Below are 16,320 nucleotides of genomic sequence, written 5' to 3'. Positions count from 1 at the left end.
GGGAAAAAATGTATCGGCTTGATTATTTTGCAAATTTTCCAATCAACAAAAAGGCTCAAATGCTGCTGTCCCAAGATTTTCCAAATGCCAACCCTTTCAGTTTGCAAGATTCCCAAAGCCAAAAAAATGCAAAACAACAAATCGCAAAACTTCTGCATTCTGAGAAAGTAGAGTTTTTTCACTGCACGCAAGAGGGCTTTCTTGCATTATTTTTCAATCTCGGGTGTGAAAACATAGCTATTCTTCCTAGTTTCTCTCATCAAGCCTACAAGGCATACCAAGCTACAGCAAGTATCTGCCAATCACACTCTGCTATAGAGCCTATTTTGCTTGAGTTTGCAGAGATTGCTAGCTCACAAGCACTCCATGCCAAAGCGCGCAAGATATTATTTATCCCCGCGATAAATGAGGATATCCTCAGCTACAACAACCTTGATGCAGCGCTAAGCTTTTTAGAATCTTGTGAAGATTCTTTGCTGTTTGTAGAAATATCAAGCCTGCTACAAAATGCAGATTTTAAGAGTGTGGAAAAACTCAGGCATGAAAGAGTGCTTTTTGTGCTTGATTTTGGAAGGCTTGGCTTATCCAAAGGACATGGTCTTATAGCGCATTCTTATGAGGGCTTCTCTTTGCAAACACCCACTCCAAATGCTTTCTTTGATGCAAGTCTCTTGTGCTTACAAGACTTAGCAGACAACAAAACGCTCAAAGAATATTGCGCACACAGACAAAATGCATTTTTATTCCAAACCCTCCAAGAATCGCTCAAAGACTTTAAGCCTGATGTTTTTGTGCCTCTGGATTCTTGCCCGAATAATGCACTTGCGCTAAGACTTTTTGGCATAAAGGCTGGAGTGCTTGCACAAAGTTTATTGATAGAGAAAATTTGTGTGATAAATGGGCAGGATTGTATGCTAGGAAACTTCATGCCTTCTTATGTCTTAGAATCTATGGGCTATGAAGAATCTCAGCGCAGAGAACTGCTTAGTATTTCTTTTAGAAATCTATCCCACAATCAACTCCATGCCATAGCACAAAAAATCGCATATGTGTATAAGACACTAAGAAAACTTGATATTTAAATACAAGCGCTTTCTTTCATCCTCTCAAAGCCTCTAACTCCCTGATATACGAATATTTCTTTAAGAGATTTTTGCACAAATACCAAATTACACATACCCAAATTTTTTGCTTGTCTTTCAAAACATCCATTGTTTGAAAATATGCTATCAATAAATTGAAGGCAACTTCATTGTCTTCAAAATACAAATTTTAAGGAGCAGATTATGAGACATGGTGATATTTGTAGTAACCCAGACACCGTAGGCGTTGCAGTGATTAATTACAAAATGCCAAGACTGCACACAAAAGCTGAAGTACTTGAAAATTGTAAAAAAATCGCTGATATGCTAAAGGGCGTAAAACAAGGCTTGCCCGGACTTGATTTAATTATATTTCCAGAATACAGCACAATGGGCATTATGTATGATAGGCAAGAGATGTTTGATACAGCAGCAACAATCCCGGGCGATGAAACGAGAATCTTCTCCCAAGCTTGCAAAGAAAATAAAGTATGGGGAGTGTTTTCTCTCACAGGCGAAAGACACGAGGATCATCCCAATAAAGCACCCTATAACACTCTCATCCTCATTAATGATGAAGGCGAGATAGTGCAAAAATATCGCAAAATCCTCCCTTGGTGTCCTGTAGAAGGATGGTATCCGGGCGATAAAACCTATGTGGTTGATGGTCCTAAGGGTATGAAAATCTCGCTTATTATTTGCGATGATGGGAATTATCCTGAGATATGGCGTGATTGTGCGATGAAGGGAGCAGAGCTCATTGTGCGATGTCAAGGCTATATGTATCCAGCAAAAGACCAGCAGGTTAATCTTGTAAAGACTATGGCATGGGCAAACCAATGCTACATCGCAGTGGCAAATGCCTCAGGCTTTGATGGCGTTTATACTTACTTTGGACACTCTAATATTATAGGCTTTGATGGACGCACATTAGGGGAATGCGGCGAAGAGGAAAATGGAATCCAATACGCACAGCTTTCTTTGCATGAAATCAGAAACTCACGCAAATACGACCAAAGCCAAAACCATCTCTTCAAGCTATTGCACCGTGGATATAGCGGGGTATTTGATAGCGGAGATGGGGATAAGGGTATAGCAGATTGCCCGTTTGACTTTTACAAAACTTGGGTAATGGATGCCAAAAAAGCACAAGAAAATGTGGAGAAAATCACGCGCTCAACGGTAGGCGTAGCAGAATGTCCTATTGGAAATCTGCCGCATGAAGGCAAAGAAAAAGAGCAATAAAAACAGCAAGGAGTGCAAAATGCCTTTTATCACTGACAAGTTAGAATCTTTCAAGCAAGAAGCAAGTAAAAATGACAAGCAGCAAGTTGAGCAACCCCAGCAAAACAAAAAGCAAGACAAACAAAGCGATAGATTCCTTAGTCGCTTTGAATTTGAAGTGCCAGAGGTTATGAGCTTTATTAGAAGTAACCTGATAGGGCAAGATAATGCTTTGCTGATGCTAGAGAAAATGCTTAAAGTGATTAAAGCGGAATTAAGCAGTCCAAATCGCCCTTTGGCGGTGGCACTTTTGTTAGGTCCAACTGGTGTTGGCAAAACCCAAACTGCCAAGCTTCTAGCCAAAGCACTCAGTAAAGATGGCTCAAATCTTTGTCGCATTGATATGAATACTCTAGCCCAGGAGCATTATGCAGCATCTTTAATAGGTGCGCCTCCAGGTTATGTAGGCTCTAAGGAGGGTAATACCTTATTTGATGCTAATGTCATTGCTGGAAGCTATAGTGTGCCTTCTGTGGTGCTTTTTGATGAGTTAGAAAAGGCAAGCAAGGAGGTGCTAGTTTCTTTGCTTGATGTGCTTGATAGCGGGGAGCTTACACTGAGTTCGGGGGTTAAAAAGATTGATTTTAGAAACTCTATTATTTTAATGACAAGCAATCTTGGCGCAAAAGAAGTCTTTGCCTACCAGCAAAAAATGGGTAAAAACAATCCAAAAAAAGAGCATAAAATTATCAAAAAAATTGTTGAAAAGAATTTTTTACCAGAGTTTGTCAATCGCATTGATAACTTGATTTATTACTCAAGCATTAATAAGATAAATCTTAATGCCATTATTGATCTAGAGCTTGCCTTGATTGAGAAAAACACAAAGCATAAAATCAATCTAAGCAATGAAGCACGAAACAAACTACAAAAAGCATACAACTTCACCTATGGTGTGCGAGATATTAAAAGGCTGATAGCTCAAAATATATTGCCACTTGTGGCTGAGAGGGTATTAGATTCTAAACTTAGTAGCAATGTGGTTTTACAAAATGATGATTTTGTAATTGGCTAAGAGCTAGGCGTTGTCCCTAAGCACAGCTATTTATGAATCACTCTTACAAACCAATCTCTTGAGAATCTTACTTTCTTGACAACCTTACTCTCTTGACTACTGTCTTGGCAACCTTACTCCCAACGCTAATCTTTTGTGATAAATGCGTCTTTAAAACCTTTAAGGTTTTTCATAAAATCCCTAGCTTCTTGCTGGCTTTTAAAACCTTCCAAAAATACGCGATAAAATGTTCTTTTGTCAGAATCAAATACCTGCTTGATTGCTGTTGTGTATGGGTAATAAGAAGCAAATTGTTCTTGTCTTTCAATCGCATAGATTTTGTTTCTAAATGCACCTACTTGTATAGCAAAACGTTGGGGAGACTTTTGCAAGGTTTGTTGTGGAGTCGTCTGAGGTTCTTCTTGTGAGACCTCATCGATTTTAAGCTCATTTTGTAATGTAGCATCAACAACGCCTTTAAAGCCAATTACTTTGATCTTGACTTTCGCGCTGCCTTTGGTTGTCATACCAATATCTTGTGCAGCAACATTGCTTAACAAAATCATTTGATCTTTGGTAAAAGGCCCTCTATCATTGATACGCACTATTGTGCTCTTGCCATTTTCTAAATTATAAACTTTTATGACCGTATTTATAGGAAGGGTTGTATGCGCTGCAGTGTGAGCATGCATATTATAGATTTCACCATTTGAAGTTTTTTTGATACGAAATTTAAAATCATACATCCCCGCCACACCTTCAAAAGTATCATTCAAATTTGCTTCTTTTGGGTGGTACCACTTCTCAGCGATAAGATAGGAATTCATTGTTATAGCTTGCATACTAGGAGATTCTCTCATTTGCTCCCCGCCCAAATTAGAATCTATACCCTTTCTGTATGCATCTAAGTCGTCATAATCTTGCGAGAAATTTTTGTAGGTATTTTTGTTGTCATGCTCAAATCGGTTGACAATAGCATTTTTCTGAGCAGTTGATTCTTTATCCTCTATGAATGTATCTATATCTATACCATAGGCACTTACGCAATTCAAAGCGGATAACATAAATGCATAAAAAAATTTTCTATCAATAAATCCTGCAAATTTATGCATTCCTTAAAACTCCAATTTTCTTAAAGTATTTTTTGGATTCTATTGTGCTTGAGAATCTCTAAGCTCTATGACACCACTCAGTTTTATGCCACTCACAAAATCTGTACTTTGGTTAAAAACCACGTCAAACCCCTTCAAATCTGTATCTCCCTTGCTCAAAAAAAACTCTCCCTGCCCCTTAAAAAGTCGTTTCTTGTAATCATACACACCTTCTTTGCTCCATAAAAACAACCCATCTTCTCGTATAAATTGGACATTTTGCGGAAAATAATACATATCCCTTTTTGCATTGACAAATGGTGTATAAATCTCGGATTTATTTTTTTGGGAATCTAGCTGGTGGGTAAAAAGCTCATAAGCCTCATCGTGTGTATTAAAGCGCAAAAGCGTGCCGCCTTCAGCCATAAGTCCAAGCTCCTGGAGTTTCAAAAGATAGAAAGTAAAATCTCGTATTTCTATACTAGGGATATTAGTGCCTATATCTTTATTGTGGTTTTGGTCTTGTTTAAAAAACATAATACTTGCAAGACTAAACACAAGCAATCCAACAAAAAATACATAAACACTAAGAGAAATATTTCTTAAGCTCATCTCTGCCCTCTTTGCGCAAAATATCCTCTATCATCTCACGCACTGCACCTTTTCCACCCTTTTTACGCAATAAGACCTTTGCTTCTTTTCTTATGTCATCTGCACAATCTTTTGGAGCATAAGAATGCTTAATCAACCTAAACATAGGCAAATCATTCAAATCATCACCGATGCAAGCTACTTGATCAATTTCCAGATTCAATGTGGCGAGTATTTCTTTAACTACTGCGCCTTTATCACTCACCCCTGTGTAAATAAACTCTACACCTAGCTCTTCTGCTCGCTTTTTGACAATCTCACACTCTCTACCCGTGATAACAGCACTCTTTCTAGCAAGCTTTGTATTCCATGCATGAAGTGCTAAACCATCTTTGATATTGAAACTTTTAATCTCTTCACCATTTTGTGTGTAAGTTACATTTCCTCGCGTGAGTGTGCCATCGACATCTAAAAGAAGTAATTCTATCTTTGTCATAAAACACCTTTTGTACTAGGAGTTATGATTCTAGGATTTACAACCAAAGCTCTGCGCAAAGCAAGTGAAAAAGCCTTAAAAATTGCCTCCACAATATGATGCAAATTCTTGCCTCGTTTCAGAACAATATGCGCACTCATATTTGCATTAAAACAAAGAGCTTTAAAAAATTCCTCTACAAGCTCAATATCAAAATCCCCTATTTTGCCTTTAAACTCTCCATGGTATGCATCCATATCAAACACCAAATATGCACGATTTGCCAAGTCAATATCGCATTCCACATTTGCCTCATCCATTACTACGCTTGCATTACCAAAACGCTCCACACCTTCTAATGGATAGAGCAATGCTTTTAGCGCGCTACCTAAAGCTATGCCACAATCCTCCACACTATGGTGATAATCTATATGTGTATCACCCACACATTCAAGCTCTAAATCCAACAATCCGTGCTTAGCAAATGCTTCTAGCATATGATCAAAAAACCCGACTCCGCTTTTCACACAAACATTGCCCTTCCCATAAAGCGAAATATTGAGCTTAATATCTGTTTCTTTTGTTTTGCGCGAAAATGTATAAGGAATCTGTGATGGCATAACACTCCTTCTTAGAAAGTCGTTAGCAAAAAGCTTAGTGAGGATTTTTATAATCCAAAAGGCCGCTATTTTATCAAAAGATTGCTAAAATTTACTTGCTTAAAGCCCTCATGAGCTCGATTCTAAAGCTTGGATAGGAAGCATGGATAAATATTTTTTCTTAGAGAAATTTTTCAAAAACAAACATATTTTGGTTGCAGTCAGCGCAAGCATTGCAATATATAAAATTTTAGATCTCTTAAGCCTGCTCAATAAATTAGGAGCGCAAACTAGAGTGGTAATGAGTAAAAGTAGTGCGAAATTTATCAATCCACTTATTTTTGAAGCTATAAGCAAGAATCCTGTATTGCTAGATTCCAATCAAAGCTGGGAAAATCCACAAGCGCCAAACCACATAACCTATGCAAAATGGGCAGAAGTTATTCTCATAGCTCCGGCAAGTGCGAATATGATTGCAAAATTTGCTTGCGGGATAGCAGACAATGTAGCTCTATGCACATTGCTCGCGACTCCAGCTCCAAAGATTCTCGCCCCTGCTATGAATACTGTTATGCTCCAAGCAACACAAACTGCCAACAACATCGCTACACTCAAAACACTTGGAGTAAAAATCATAGAATCAAGAGTAGGCTTGCTGGCTTGCGGAGAATTTGGCGATGGCGCACTTGCAGAGACAAATGATTTAGTTGCTGGAATCTTAGGGGAAATCTTAAAACGCGATTTTGCAAATCTGGCAGAGTTTTGGAATGCCAAGGAAGTGATTATAAGTGGGGGAGGAAGCAAGGAAGCCATTGATAATGTGCGCACTTTAGGCAATCTCTCTAGCGGCAAACAAGCCAATTACTTGGCATTGGCACTTTTTTGTCTTGGAGCAAAAGTTACTCTCATAAGCTCGAGTTTTTACAGCATATTGCCAAGTGCTATAAAATGCATCCGGGTTTCAAGCACAATGGAGTACTACGAAGCTATCTTAAAGGCTAGACAAGATTGTATGGATAAGCCATATCTGTTTATGGCGGGTGCTATTGCTGATTTTAAAACTAAAAACAAAAGCAAAACAAAACTCAAAAAAGAGAATCTTGCTGACAGCTTTACATTAGAGCTAGAAAAAAATTTTGATATTTTGGAATCTCTTAGCCCGCAAGAATTTATCAAAATCGGCTTTAAGGCCGAGGATAACGACACAAACGCGCTGGAGTGTGCAAAAAAGATGCTCTATAAAAAACAATGCACTATGGTATGTCTGAATGTATTGGATTCTGATAATTCCTTTGGTAGTGAATACAACAAAATGACATTTATTAACCACAACTCTTGTATCCAAACGCCACTTTTAGACAAATTCACTTTGAGTCTTCAGATTGCTCGTTTCGCTTTAGAATGCAATGCTACGCAAAATAACACAGATTGCTAAAACTCTCGATACTTTGAGTGCAAAAAACTTGCATTTTAATGCGCGTTTGCCAGTAACACTCCATGTACTAAAAAAGCTTAATAATTATGAATACCTCGTACAGATTGGTACAAAAACCCTACAAACTACCAGCTACAAGCCATTAGTAATAGGACAAAAATATTGGGGACAAATGAACAATGACAGATTTAGCAACATTGTTTTGAGCAATATCACACCCCAACCAAAAGCGCTCGCAATAGTACAAATAAGTATGTTAGATTCTATTACCTTGCAAGAAACCCTTGCTTCCCAAAAACCTTTCGCAGCACTGGGTGAATTTGTCATATCTCAGATGCAAAATACCCACAGCAAAGAAGAATTCCAATATCTTGGCTTTGTACTTTTGGGGCTGGGACAAAAAGTTCTCAATATTAGTTTTGAGGATAAAGGCAAAAAACCTTGCCTTCTGCAAATAAAAGGAGACAAACAGATCCTAATCTTTAGAGCAATCATGCCCACTCTAGGAATCATTGGAGGCATGATCAGCTTTATAGATTCTCTACACCCAAGATTACGGCTTGATATAAAAACAAACTTTGAAAGCACACTCTGGCTTTTAGAACAGAATCTCAAAAGCTTAGGGGGATTTGATGAAGTAAGTCTAAGACATGATGCAAAGCTAAAAGTATTATTTGAAACGCAAGAGGATAATTTATTAAATCTGCGGGGTTAGAGAAATCCTCTAACCAAGTTCTACGAACTCAAGACATTATCAAGTTTTTGAGAAAGTGCTGCTTCACTCACTGCTCCGATAATCTGATCTACGACCTTTCCGTCCTTCATAAAGAAAATCGTTGGAATACTGCGGATTCCATATTTTTGAGAAAGCGCCGTCTGCTCATCAGTATTGACCTTACAAATCTTTGCCTTACCATCATAATTCTCTGCAAGCTTATCAATAACTGGCGCCAACATCTTACAAGGACCACACCATGGAGCCCAAAAATCTACTAACGATACACCTTCAGAAATCACAGAATCAAAATTACTTTCTGTAAGTTCAATATATTTTCCCATTCCTAACTCCTTTTTAAAATGTGTTCGCGGGCTGGATTATACACGCAAAAAGCTTTATTTGTGAAATAAATGCGAATTTTTGCAACTTGACGTTTTTAGCAACAAACCAAATTCGCATAAACTTTCATCTGCAACCTTTTGCTTGAGCCAAATTAACACTCATAGAATCTATTGACTTGATGTTTGAAGTAGCTATACCCAAATGAGATACGCCAAGTTACATGCATTATTTATGTTCGTTTTATAGCAGTTTTTTTATAATTTCTGGGATTTTACCCTTGGAGGATTGTATGCCTAAACGAACAGATATTTCTACAATTTTACTCATCGGTTCTGGCCCTATTGTTATAGGCCAAGCATGTGAGTTTGACTATTCTGGCACACAGGCAGCAAAGACCTTAAAAAGTTTAGGCTACAAAGTTGTATTAATAAACTCCAATCCCGCGACAATAATGACAGATCCAGACTTTGCTGACAAAACATATATTGAACCAATCACACAAGAGATTATTAGCAATATCATCAAAAAAGAAAATGTTGATGCGATATTGCCTACTATGGGCGGGCAAACCGCACTTAATGTGGCAATGAGTATGTATGAGCAAGGAATGCTTGAGGGTATAAAATTCTTAGGAGCAGATCCTAAAGCCATCAAAAAAGGTGAAGACAGACAGGCTTTCAAAGAATCGATGCTAAAAATTGGAATGGATTTACCCAAATCGCGCTATGCGTATAATCAAGAAGAGGCAATGCTTGCAGCACAAGAGATAGGATTCCCTCTTATTATCCGTGCTAGCTATACCCTAGCTGGTGGAGGAAGTGGAGTAGCTTACAACATTGAGGAATTCAAAGTCTTAGTAAAAAATGGATTAGCCCAAAGTCCCATAAATGAAATTCTTATCGAAGAATCCCTGCTAGGATGGAAAGAATTTGAAATGGAGGTTATCCGAGACAAATCAGATAACTGCATTATCGTATGCAGCATTGAAAATCTTGATCCTATGGGTGTGCATACCGGAGATTCTATAACCATCGCTCCAGCACTCACATTAACCGATAAAGAATACCAAAGAATGCGCGATGCCAGCTTTAAAATCCTACGCGAAATTGGAGTGGATACAGGAGGCTCTAATGTGCAGTTTGCGATAAATCCGCAAAATGGCAGGATGACTGTCATTGAGATGAATCCTCGCGTATCTCGTAGTTCAGCTCTTGCCTCCAAAGCCACCGGTTATCCGATTGCTAAAGTAGCTACACTCCTTGCTGTTGGATTCTCTTTAGATGAGATTACAAATGATATTACAGGCACGCCTGCAAGCTTTGAACCTAGTATCGATTACATCGTTACAAAGATTCCACGATTCACTTTCGAGAAGTTCCCTAATGCAGATTCCACCCTCACTACAAGTATGAAATCCATTGGCGAAGTGATGGCCATTGGGGTGAATTTCGCACAGAGCTTGCAAAAGGCACTTTGTAGTCTTGAACTAGGACTTAGCGGATTTGAATCTCTAAGCAATGACAAAGAAACTATCGAGCAAGAAATCCGTCGTCCAAACGCAAATCGGATTCTTTATATCGCTGATGGATTCCGCTGTGGATTAGATATAGAGGAAATCTCTGCGCTCAGTAAAATTGATAAATGGTTTTTGCATCAAATACAATCAATTGTAGCGATGGAGAGAACTATAAGCAAAGAAATTGTGAATAACAAAGCACAAATGCTTGCTTTCAAGCAAAAGGGCTTTAGCGACAAAATGCTTGCAAAATTGCTCAATAAAACCTACGGTTTGAATCTGCGGGAAAGCGACATAGCGCAAGCACGAGAAAAGCTAGGGATTCTCCATGTATATAATGAAGTGGATACTTGTGCGGCGGAATTTCCAAGCCTGACGCCATATTTGTATTCCAAAATTGTAGATAAAGAAGATGTACTTTACAACTCCCAGATAGAGCAAAACATCACATTACAGCAAACAAAAAAACCAAAGGTCCTTATCATTGGCGGAGGACCAAACCGCATAGGACAAGGCATTGAATTTGATTATTGCTGTGTGCATGCGAGTTTTGCTCTCAAAGATTTAGGGGTGCAGAGCATTATGTATAACTGCAATCCTGAAACAGTAAGCACAGACTATGATACAAGCGATACATTATATTTCGAGCCAATTGATATAGAACATGTCCAAGCTGCGATTAGAAATGAGAATCCAGATGGAATCATTGTGCATTTTGGCGGACAGACACCACTCAAACTTGCAAAACAATTAGATCTCATGGGAGCCAAGATCATAGGCACAAGCTCTGAAGTTATCGATAAGGCTGAAGATCGAGAGAGATTCGCACAATTTGCAGAAGAAAACAAGCTCTTGCAGCCAAAAAATGCAATAGCACACACAAAAGATGAAGCACTTGACTTCGCTCAAAAATTAGGATTCCCTATTTTAGTGCGTCCTAGCTATGTACTTGGTGGGCGGGCTATGCGCATTGTGGATAACCAGGATGAGCTCAAGTTATATATGGAAGAGGCAGTTAAGGTAAGCGAAGATTCGCCTGTGCTGATTGATAAATTTCTTGATTGTGCGCTGGAACTTGATGTGGATTGTATAAGTGATGGGAGCAAGGTCTATATTGGCGGTATTATGCAGCATATAGAGGAGGCTGGGATTCATAGCGGAGATAGCGCAAGCTGCTTGCCACCTTTTGGCTTAGATTCTCAAATGCTAGAGCATATTGAAACCTTAAGCGCAAAAATTGCCATAAATCTTGGAGTAGTGGGATTGATGAATGTACAATACGCAATCTATCATAAAAAAATCTATCTCATCGAAGTCAATCCTCGTGCTTCACGCACTGTACCTTTTGTGAGCAAAGCCACAGGCATTCCTCTTGCAAAAGTAGCTACGCGTGTGATGTGGCAGGGTAATCTAAAAGAGGCACTAGAGTTTTACGACAGATTCCATAATGTAGATTTCAGCGGAGAGATTTACAGACACAAAGCACTCAAATCTGTAGCGATTAAAGAATCTATTTTTCCGTTCAACAAACTCAGTGGCGCGGATATGAGTCTAGGACCTGAGATGAAAAGCACAGGTGAAGTTATGGGAATCTCAGATGATGTAGGTATAAGTTTTGCCAAAAGCCAGCTTGCATGCAAGAATACTATTGCACTCCAAGGTGAGATTTTTATCTCTCTTAATGACAAAGACAAACAAGCAGCCATTCCTTTAGCCAAAAAACTTCTTGCGCTAGGATTTAGCATTTGCTCTACGAGTGGCACCCACAAAGCTCTCTCACAAGCTGGAATCCTCTCAAAACTTGTATTAAAAATATCAGAAGGCAGACCAAATATCACAGATCTTATGACAAATGGCGCGATTGCCATGGCGATAAATACAAGCGATAGCAAATCAAATCGTGGCGATACTGCACTTATCCGAGCGCAGATTCTCAAGGACAATATCCCCTATTTTACAACCCTTAGTGCTGCTAATATGGTAATACTGGCACTTGAGGCAATGAGAAAGCGAGATATAAACAAAGCTGTGGCGTTGCAAGAATACCTCTAACAAATGCAGATTGTATGCGTGAGATTCTCACAAAATGCTGGAGATTTTTCCAAAGAAACACCATAAATGCGAAGCAAACAAAAATTCTAAGAGTGAATCTTTTTTCCTCTCCTTTGCATTGGACAGTGTTTGTTGCGATTTGTGGCTGCATATTCACACTCAATCTCTACCAAGAATACCAATCTTATCTACGCTATTTAGGCGACCTAAACACTAAAGAAATCCAAGGGCAAGTGATTGCCCAATACACAAAGCAAGACAAGAACGGTAAGCCTTATTTTGTCATCAAACTCCGCAGTCAAGATGGACATATTCTCTACACCACTTCAAAAGAAGATATCAAAGACCTTAGTCATTCTTTTGTGCGTATCTTTGGTAAACCACTGCAATGCGATTTTTTACAATATTTGCGTTCATGCTTTTTTGTCAATTTCTCTTTGAGTTTAGAATCCCAGAAAGACTCCCGCAATGTCTTAAGAGAAGCTATTGATAGGCAACATGCCCAAGAGAGTATGGCGTCATTGTATAAGACGCTCTATTTTGCAGACTTTTTACCCAAAGAGCTGCGAGATACAAGCAACAAACTAGGGATTGCCCATCTTGTAGCTATCAGCGGATTCCATCTAGGTGTGCTAAGTCTCAGTCTTGGCTTTGTCTTAAGCCTTGTATATAGAATCTTCCAGTCTTATGTTCCTTACAGAAATCGCTTTTTTGATTTAAGCCTACTAGTGCTTGTGTTTTTGTTTATATACCTTTGTGTGCTGTCATTTACTCCATCATTTTTACGCGCTTGGGTTATGGCGGCATTTAGCTTTGTGCTTTTATATAGTGGTGTAAAGGTATTGGATTTTACATTTTTGTTTCTTGTTGGTGTGGTATGTGTGAGTTTGTTTCCGCATTTGATATGTAGCGTTGGCTTTTTTCTTTCATTTATGGGTGTATTTTATGTCTATCTTTTTCTCCGTTATTTTCGCTTCCCACATCACTGGATTGAGATTTTTATCTTGCCCTTGTTGTTTAATGCAGTGATATTCCTTAATATGCTTATTGTTGTGCATTTTTTCTTTCCTTACTTCAGCGCTTATAGCATTGCTTCTATACTATTGAGCATTGCATTTTGTGTTTTCTTTCCTCTAAGCATTGTTGGACATGTGTTTGGTGTTGGTTGGATTTTTGATTCGTTGCTTCTGAAACTTTTTGGCATGCCAATCACTGCTATTGAGGTTTTCACACCCACTTGGCTTTTTATTGTGTATTTGTGCTTGGGATTATTGAGTATACGCTTTGTGAAAGCATATATTCTACTTTTAATAAGCGCAGTGGCATTCTTGGGGTATTTATACTACAACCTATGGGTAGCATAAGAGAGGATATTCTTTAAGTCAAAGACAATATGCTTCTCTCTTACAAGAGATCTTATATCAAGGTCTAAAAATTCCTTGTGTGCATTCACAAGAATGACAATATCAAATTTGCGGGATTCTAAACTTTTTAAGGGTTTGAATCCAAAGAGTTTTTTTGCATGACTCCTATCGATGAGTGGGTCAAAAACCTTTACCTTAAAGCCTTGCTTTTTGAACTTCTTGCGTAAATCTACCACCTTAGAATTACGCATATCAGCACAATTCTCCTTAAACGAAAGCCCCAAGATTAACACCTGAGACTCACTGCCCAATCCGAGCTCTACGCTTAAATTCCTGATTTTTTTAGCTAAAAAACTTGGCATTTTGTTATTGACATATCTCCCCATGCTAAGAATTTTTGGCTTGTAAGAAAAATCTTTCATAATAAAAGCAAGATAGTAAGGATCAACACTTATACAATGCCCACCTACAAGTCCGGGTGCAAAATCCAAAAAATTCCATTTTGTCCTCGCTGCCTTTAAAACCTCTGTAGCACTGAGATTTAATCTATCGCACATAATCGCCACTTCATTGATAAAGGCGATATTCAAATCGCGCTGCGCATTTTCTATGAGCTTTGCCATTTCTGCTACCTCAATACTTGGTGCAATATAAACATCTGTAATCTGCTCATATAAAGCTCTCATGCGCTCTTTTGCATAGGGTGTATTTGCCGCGATAATCTTGGTTGTGTTTTCTAAGCAGTGTGTATCATCGCCAGGATTTATTCTCTCAGGTGAATACCCGACAAAAAAGTCTTTCTCTGCTACAAGCTTGGAGTAATCAGAGAGAATCTTAGTGCATTGCAAGTTTGTGCAAAATGGATAGGTCGTGGATTCAAAAATCACCAAATCATTTTTCTTGAGATTCTTAGCGACAATCTTTGTGGCTTTGAAAAGATGGGACAAATCCGGGGTTTTGTTGGTATAAATTGGCGTAGGCACAGCGATGATAAAAACTTCTGCTTCCAAAAGATACTTAGAATCTGAAGTAAAAAAAATATTTTGTGATGGCGCAAAATGTGCCTGCGTGTTATTATCAAAGCCTTTTATGAGATTGCGTATGCGAGTGGCATCAATATCAAAGCCAATGATCTTATAAAATTTGCTTAGAGCTAAGAGAAGTGGCAAACCCACATAGCCAAGCCCTATGACAGCGACTTTAACCAATACACACCACCTTATTGCCTCTGAGTTCATATACACTCTTATCAAAGCTATCGATTGCTTGGTTGTTGGAATCAAATTCCATTCTATCACCAGCTTTATCCACATAGCCTACCACGCGAGCAGGATTGCCAAGTGCCAAAGCAAAGTCTGGAATATCCCTGCTTACCACACTACCAGCACCTATAAATGCATACATACCAATACTCACACCACAAACCAAAGTGGCATTTGCCCCTATAGAGCAACCCTGCTTGAGCAATGTCTGAGCAAAAGCATTCTTGCGTGAAATGAAAGCTCGCGGATTTTTCACATTCGTAAAGACCACGCTAGGACCAATAAATACATTATCCTGTACCACCACTCCCTCAAAGATGCTCACATTGTTTTGGATTCTCACATTACTGCCAATCTTGACATTATTGCCGATCATGCAATTTTGTCCAATCACACAATCTGAGCCAATCTCTGCGCTTGCAAATATATGGCAAAAATGCCAAATTTTTGAATTAGCTCCAATCAAAGCACCAGAATCTACAACAGCACTTTCATGGATAAAACACTGCATTATATTTTTTTGAGTTTATAAGCTAGAGGATGGACTTCGCCTTGCAAACCGACTGGCTGCATATATCGCAACTGTTGCGTTATATCGATACAAGGCAGGGTAGATTCTATACCAAAGCCCTTGTTTTGTAAGATATGCTCATAACTTAGAGTATGAAGACTTTCAAATCCATCACTAAAATCAATCTCTAGAGAATCTACACGCATAGAGCGAAAACTTCTGGCTTGTTTTTGCTTGGCAGATTCTGGAAGATGCGCGCTATTAATAGAAAGAAACCACAAAACCCTTGCATTAGCACATTCCAAATAACCACTCATAGAATCTCTTGTCTTATGATGCAATACATTCTCTCTAAACTCACCAAAAACATATTGCAACATATCAAAAAAATGGATACCGATATTGCAAGCTAAACCGCCACTTTTTGCCTCATCACCTTTCCATGAGCGCAAAAACCACTCGCCCCGAGCTGTAATATAACTCAGCTGTACATCAAAGATATGCCCGGGCATAGAATCTACCTTTTGTTTCAGCGCAATAATACTTGGATGGAGGCGAAGTTGCAAAATTGTAAAAATATTCTTGCCAGATTTTTTTTCCAAATCAAGAAGATCAAGTGCATCTTGTATGTCTAGCACTAAAGGCTTCTCACAAATCGCATGCAGTTTATTGTGAAGGGCAAACTCTATATGGCTCTTGTGTAAGAAATTTGGAGTACAAATACTAAGATATTCCAACACAGCGAAGTTGTTCTGAGAAATTACAGATTGATATGGAGCTTGCTCTAAGGAGACAATGGTATTGTCTTGGTATGCAGACAAAAAATTTCCAAAAGTTTCTAAAGAAAGAAAAAAATTTGCTTCTGGAAAATAACTGTCTAAGACACCAACGCAATCACTAGTATCAATAGCCGCCACCAAAATATTGGCAGTCTGCTTGATAGCATGCAAATGTCGAGGTGCGACAAACCCTGCCGCACCAACTAACGCAAATGCAGACATAAA

At 38.7% G+C, this 16,320-nt stretch carries 15 protein-coding genes; 7 read left to right on the top strand and 8 right to left on the bottom strand.

Features of this window, described 5'->3' with window-relative positions; all coding sequences use genetic code 11:
- Window positions 1-8 precede the first annotated feature (8 nt).
- The 3 genes from CCY97_RS04835 to CCY97_RS04825 all read left to right on the top strand — a co-directional run bounded on the left by CCY97_RS04835 (window position 9) and on the right by CCY97_RS04825 (window position 3,381).
- On the top strand, window positions 9-1,082 hold the full coding sequence (locus CCY97_RS04835; RefSeq protein WP_112064358.1) for a hypothetical protein: 1,074 nt from the start codon (window positions 9-11) through the stop codon (window positions 1,080-1,082).
- Window positions 1,083-1,286: 204 nt separating this feature from the next.
- Window positions 1,287-2,327, top strand: coding sequence for an aliphatic amidase (locus CCY97_RS04830; RefSeq protein ID WP_112064357.1), 1,041 nt, complete (start codon window positions 1,287-1,289; stop codon window positions 2,325-2,327).
- Between the two features lie 19 nt (window positions 2,328-2,346).
- Window positions 2,347-3,381 carry an AAA family ATPase gene (locus CCY97_RS04825; RefSeq protein WP_181562829.1) on the top strand — a complete coding sequence of 345 codons (1,035 nt, stop codon included), beginning with the start codon at window positions 2,347-2,349 and terminating at the stop codon, window positions 3,379-3,381.
- 125 nt (window positions 3,382-3,506) lie between these two features.
- Here CCY97_RS04825 and CCY97_RS04820 read toward each other — a convergent pair whose 3' ends face one another.
- The 4 genes from CCY97_RS04820 to hisB are packed head-to-tail and all read right to left on the bottom strand — an operon-like array spanning window position 3,507 to window position 6,137.
- Window positions 3,507-4,472, bottom strand: a complete 966-nt coding sequence (locus CCY97_RS04820) for an SPOR domain-containing protein (protein ID WP_112064355.1) — start codon at window positions 4,470-4,472, stop codon at window positions 3,507-3,509.
- A gap of 39 nt (window positions 4,473-4,511) precedes the next feature.
- Window positions 4,512-5,063: a hypothetical protein gene (locus tag CCY97_RS04815; RefSeq protein WP_112064354.1), complete on the bottom strand. Its 552-nt coding sequence runs from the start codon at window positions 5,061-5,063 to the stop codon at window positions 4,512-4,514.
- Entirely contained in the window at window positions 5,038-5,538 is a 501-nt protein-coding gene (locus CCY97_RS04810) for an HAD hydrolase family protein (protein WP_112064353.1), read from the bottom strand. The genes CCY97_RS04815 and CCY97_RS04810 overlap by 26 nt, the downstream gene beginning before the upstream one ends.
- Entirely contained in the window at window positions 5,535-6,137 is a 603-nt protein-coding gene (gene hisB, locus CCY97_RS04805) for an imidazoleglycerol-phosphate dehydratase HisB (protein WP_112064352.1), read from the bottom strand. The genes CCY97_RS04810 and hisB overlap by 4 nt, the downstream gene beginning before the upstream one ends.
- Window positions 6,138-6,279: 142 nt before the next feature.
- Between hisB and coaBC the strand changes: the two genes are divergently transcribed.
- Window positions 6,280-7,551, top strand: a complete 1,272-nt coding sequence (gene coaBC, locus CCY97_RS04800; protein ID WP_112064351.1) for a bifunctional phosphopantothenoylcysteine decarboxylase/phosphopantothenate--cysteine ligase CoaBC — start codon at window positions 6,280-6,282, stop codon at window positions 7,549-7,551.
- Window positions 7,523-8,266 carry a hypothetical protein gene (locus tag CCY97_RS04795; RefSeq protein ID WP_112064350.1) on the top strand — a complete coding sequence of 248 codons (744 nt, stop codon included), beginning with the start codon at window positions 7,523-7,525 and terminating at the stop codon, window positions 8,264-8,266. Before coaBC ends, CCY97_RS04795 begins: the two co-directional genes overlap by 29 nt.
- Window positions 8,267-8,286: 20 nt before the next feature.
- Here CCY97_RS04795 and trxA read toward each other — a convergent pair whose 3' ends face one another.
- Window positions 8,287-8,610 (bottom strand): thioredoxin, encoded by a 324-nt coding sequence (gene trxA / locus CCY97_RS04790; protein WP_112064349.1) that lies wholly within the window; start codon window positions 8,608-8,610, stop codon window positions 8,287-8,289.
- Between the two features lie 290 nt (window positions 8,611-8,900).
- Between trxA and carB the strand changes: the two genes are divergently transcribed.
- On the top strand, window positions 8,901-12,179 hold the full coding sequence (carB, locus tag CCY97_RS04785; RefSeq protein ID WP_112064348.1) for a carbamoyl-phosphate synthase large subunit: 3,279 nt from the start codon (window positions 8,901-8,903) through the stop codon (window positions 12,177-12,179).
- 14 nt (window positions 12,180-12,193) lie between these two features.
- Complete coding sequence (locus CCY97_RS04780; RefSeq protein WP_112064347.1) at window positions 12,194-13,543, top strand: ComEC/Rec2 family competence protein; 1,350 nt, start codon at window positions 12,194-12,196, stop codon at window positions 13,541-13,543.
- Here CCY97_RS04780 and CCY97_RS04775 read toward each other — a convergent pair.
- Genes CCY97_RS04775 through CCY97_RS04765 form a run of 3 tightly spaced genes read right to left on the bottom strand, consistent with a single transcriptional unit; the run spans window position 13,522 to window position 16,317 of the window.
- Complete coding sequence (locus CCY97_RS04775) at window positions 13,522-14,751, bottom strand: nucleotide sugar dehydrogenase (RefSeq protein WP_181562828.1); 1,230 nt, start codon at window positions 14,749-14,751, stop codon at window positions 13,522-13,524. The genes CCY97_RS04780 and CCY97_RS04775 overlap by 22 nt on opposite strands.
- Window positions 14,744-15,316, bottom strand: a complete 573-nt coding sequence (locus tag CCY97_RS04770) for an acyltransferase (RefSeq protein WP_112064345.1) — start codon at window positions 15,314-15,316, stop codon at window positions 14,744-14,746. The genes CCY97_RS04775 and CCY97_RS04770 overlap by 8 nt, the downstream gene beginning before the upstream one ends.
- A complete protein-coding gene (locus tag CCY97_RS04765; RefSeq protein WP_112064344.1) occupies window positions 15,316-16,317 on the bottom strand; it encodes a Gfo/Idh/MocA family oxidoreductase in 1,002 nt (333 codons plus the stop codon). The genes CCY97_RS04770 and CCY97_RS04765 overlap by 1 nt, the downstream gene beginning before the upstream one ends.
- Window positions 16,318-16,320 lie beyond the last annotated feature (3 nt).

It is taken from the genome of Helicobacter sp. 10-6591, assembly GCF_003288805.1.
Taxonomy (GTDB): domain Bacteria; phylum Campylobacterota; class Campylobacteria; order Campylobacterales; family Helicobacteraceae; genus Helicobacter_F.
Note: the sequence above shows the minus strand (reverse complement) of the source record. Positions and strands in the feature narration are given on the sequence as shown.

Coding starts and splice junctions, on each gene's coding strand:
- CCY97_RS04780 (WP_112064347.1), top strand. CDS start 12,194: ATGCGTGAGATTCTCACAAAATGCTGGAGATTTTTCCAAAGAAACACC.
- CCY97_RS04830 (WP_112064357.1), top strand. CDS start 1,287: ATGAGACATGGTGATATTTGTAGTAACCCAGACACCGTAGGCGTTGCA.
- CCY97_RS04810 (WP_112064353.1), bottom strand. CDS start 5,538: ATGACAAAGATAGAATTACTTCTTTTAGATGTCGATGGCACACTCACG.
- trxA (WP_112064349.1), bottom strand. CDS start 8,610: ATGGGAAAATATATTGAACTTACAGAAAGTAATTTTGATTCTGTGATT.
- carB (WP_112064348.1), top strand. CDS start 8,901: ATGCCTAAACGAACAGATATTTCTACAATTTTACTCATCGGTTCTGGC.
- CCY97_RS04795 (WP_112064350.1), top strand. CDS start 7,523: ATGCTACGCAAAATAACACAGATTGCTAAAACTCTCGATACTTTGAGT.
- CCY97_RS04765 (WP_112064344.1), bottom strand. CDS start 16,317: ATGTCTGCATTTGCGTTAGTTGGTGCGGCAGGGTTTGTCGCACCTCGA.
- hisB (WP_112064352.1), bottom strand. CDS start 6,137: ATGCCATCACAGATTCCTTATACATTTTCGCGCAAAACAAAAGAAACA.
- CCY97_RS04835 (WP_112064358.1), top strand. CDS start 9: ATGTATCGGCTTGATTATTTTGCAAATTTTCCAATCAACAAAAAGGCT.
- CCY97_RS04825 (WP_181562829.1), top strand. CDS start 2,347: ATGCCTTTTATCACTGACAAGTTAGAATCTTTCAAGCAAGAAGCAAGT.
- CCY97_RS04815 (WP_112064354.1), bottom strand. CDS start 5,063: ATGAGCTTAAGAAATATTTCTCTTAGTGTTTATGTATTTTTTGTTGGA.
- coaBC (WP_112064351.1), top strand. CDS start 6,280: ATGGATAAATATTTTTTCTTAGAGAAATTTTTCAAAAACAAACATATT.
- CCY97_RS04770 (WP_112064345.1), bottom strand. CDS start 15,316: ATGCAGTGTTTTATCCATGAAAGTGCTGTTGTAGATTCTGGTGCTTTG.
- CCY97_RS04820 (WP_112064355.1), bottom strand. CDS start 4,472: ATGCATAAATTTGCAGGATTTATTGATAGAAAATTTTTTTATGCATTT.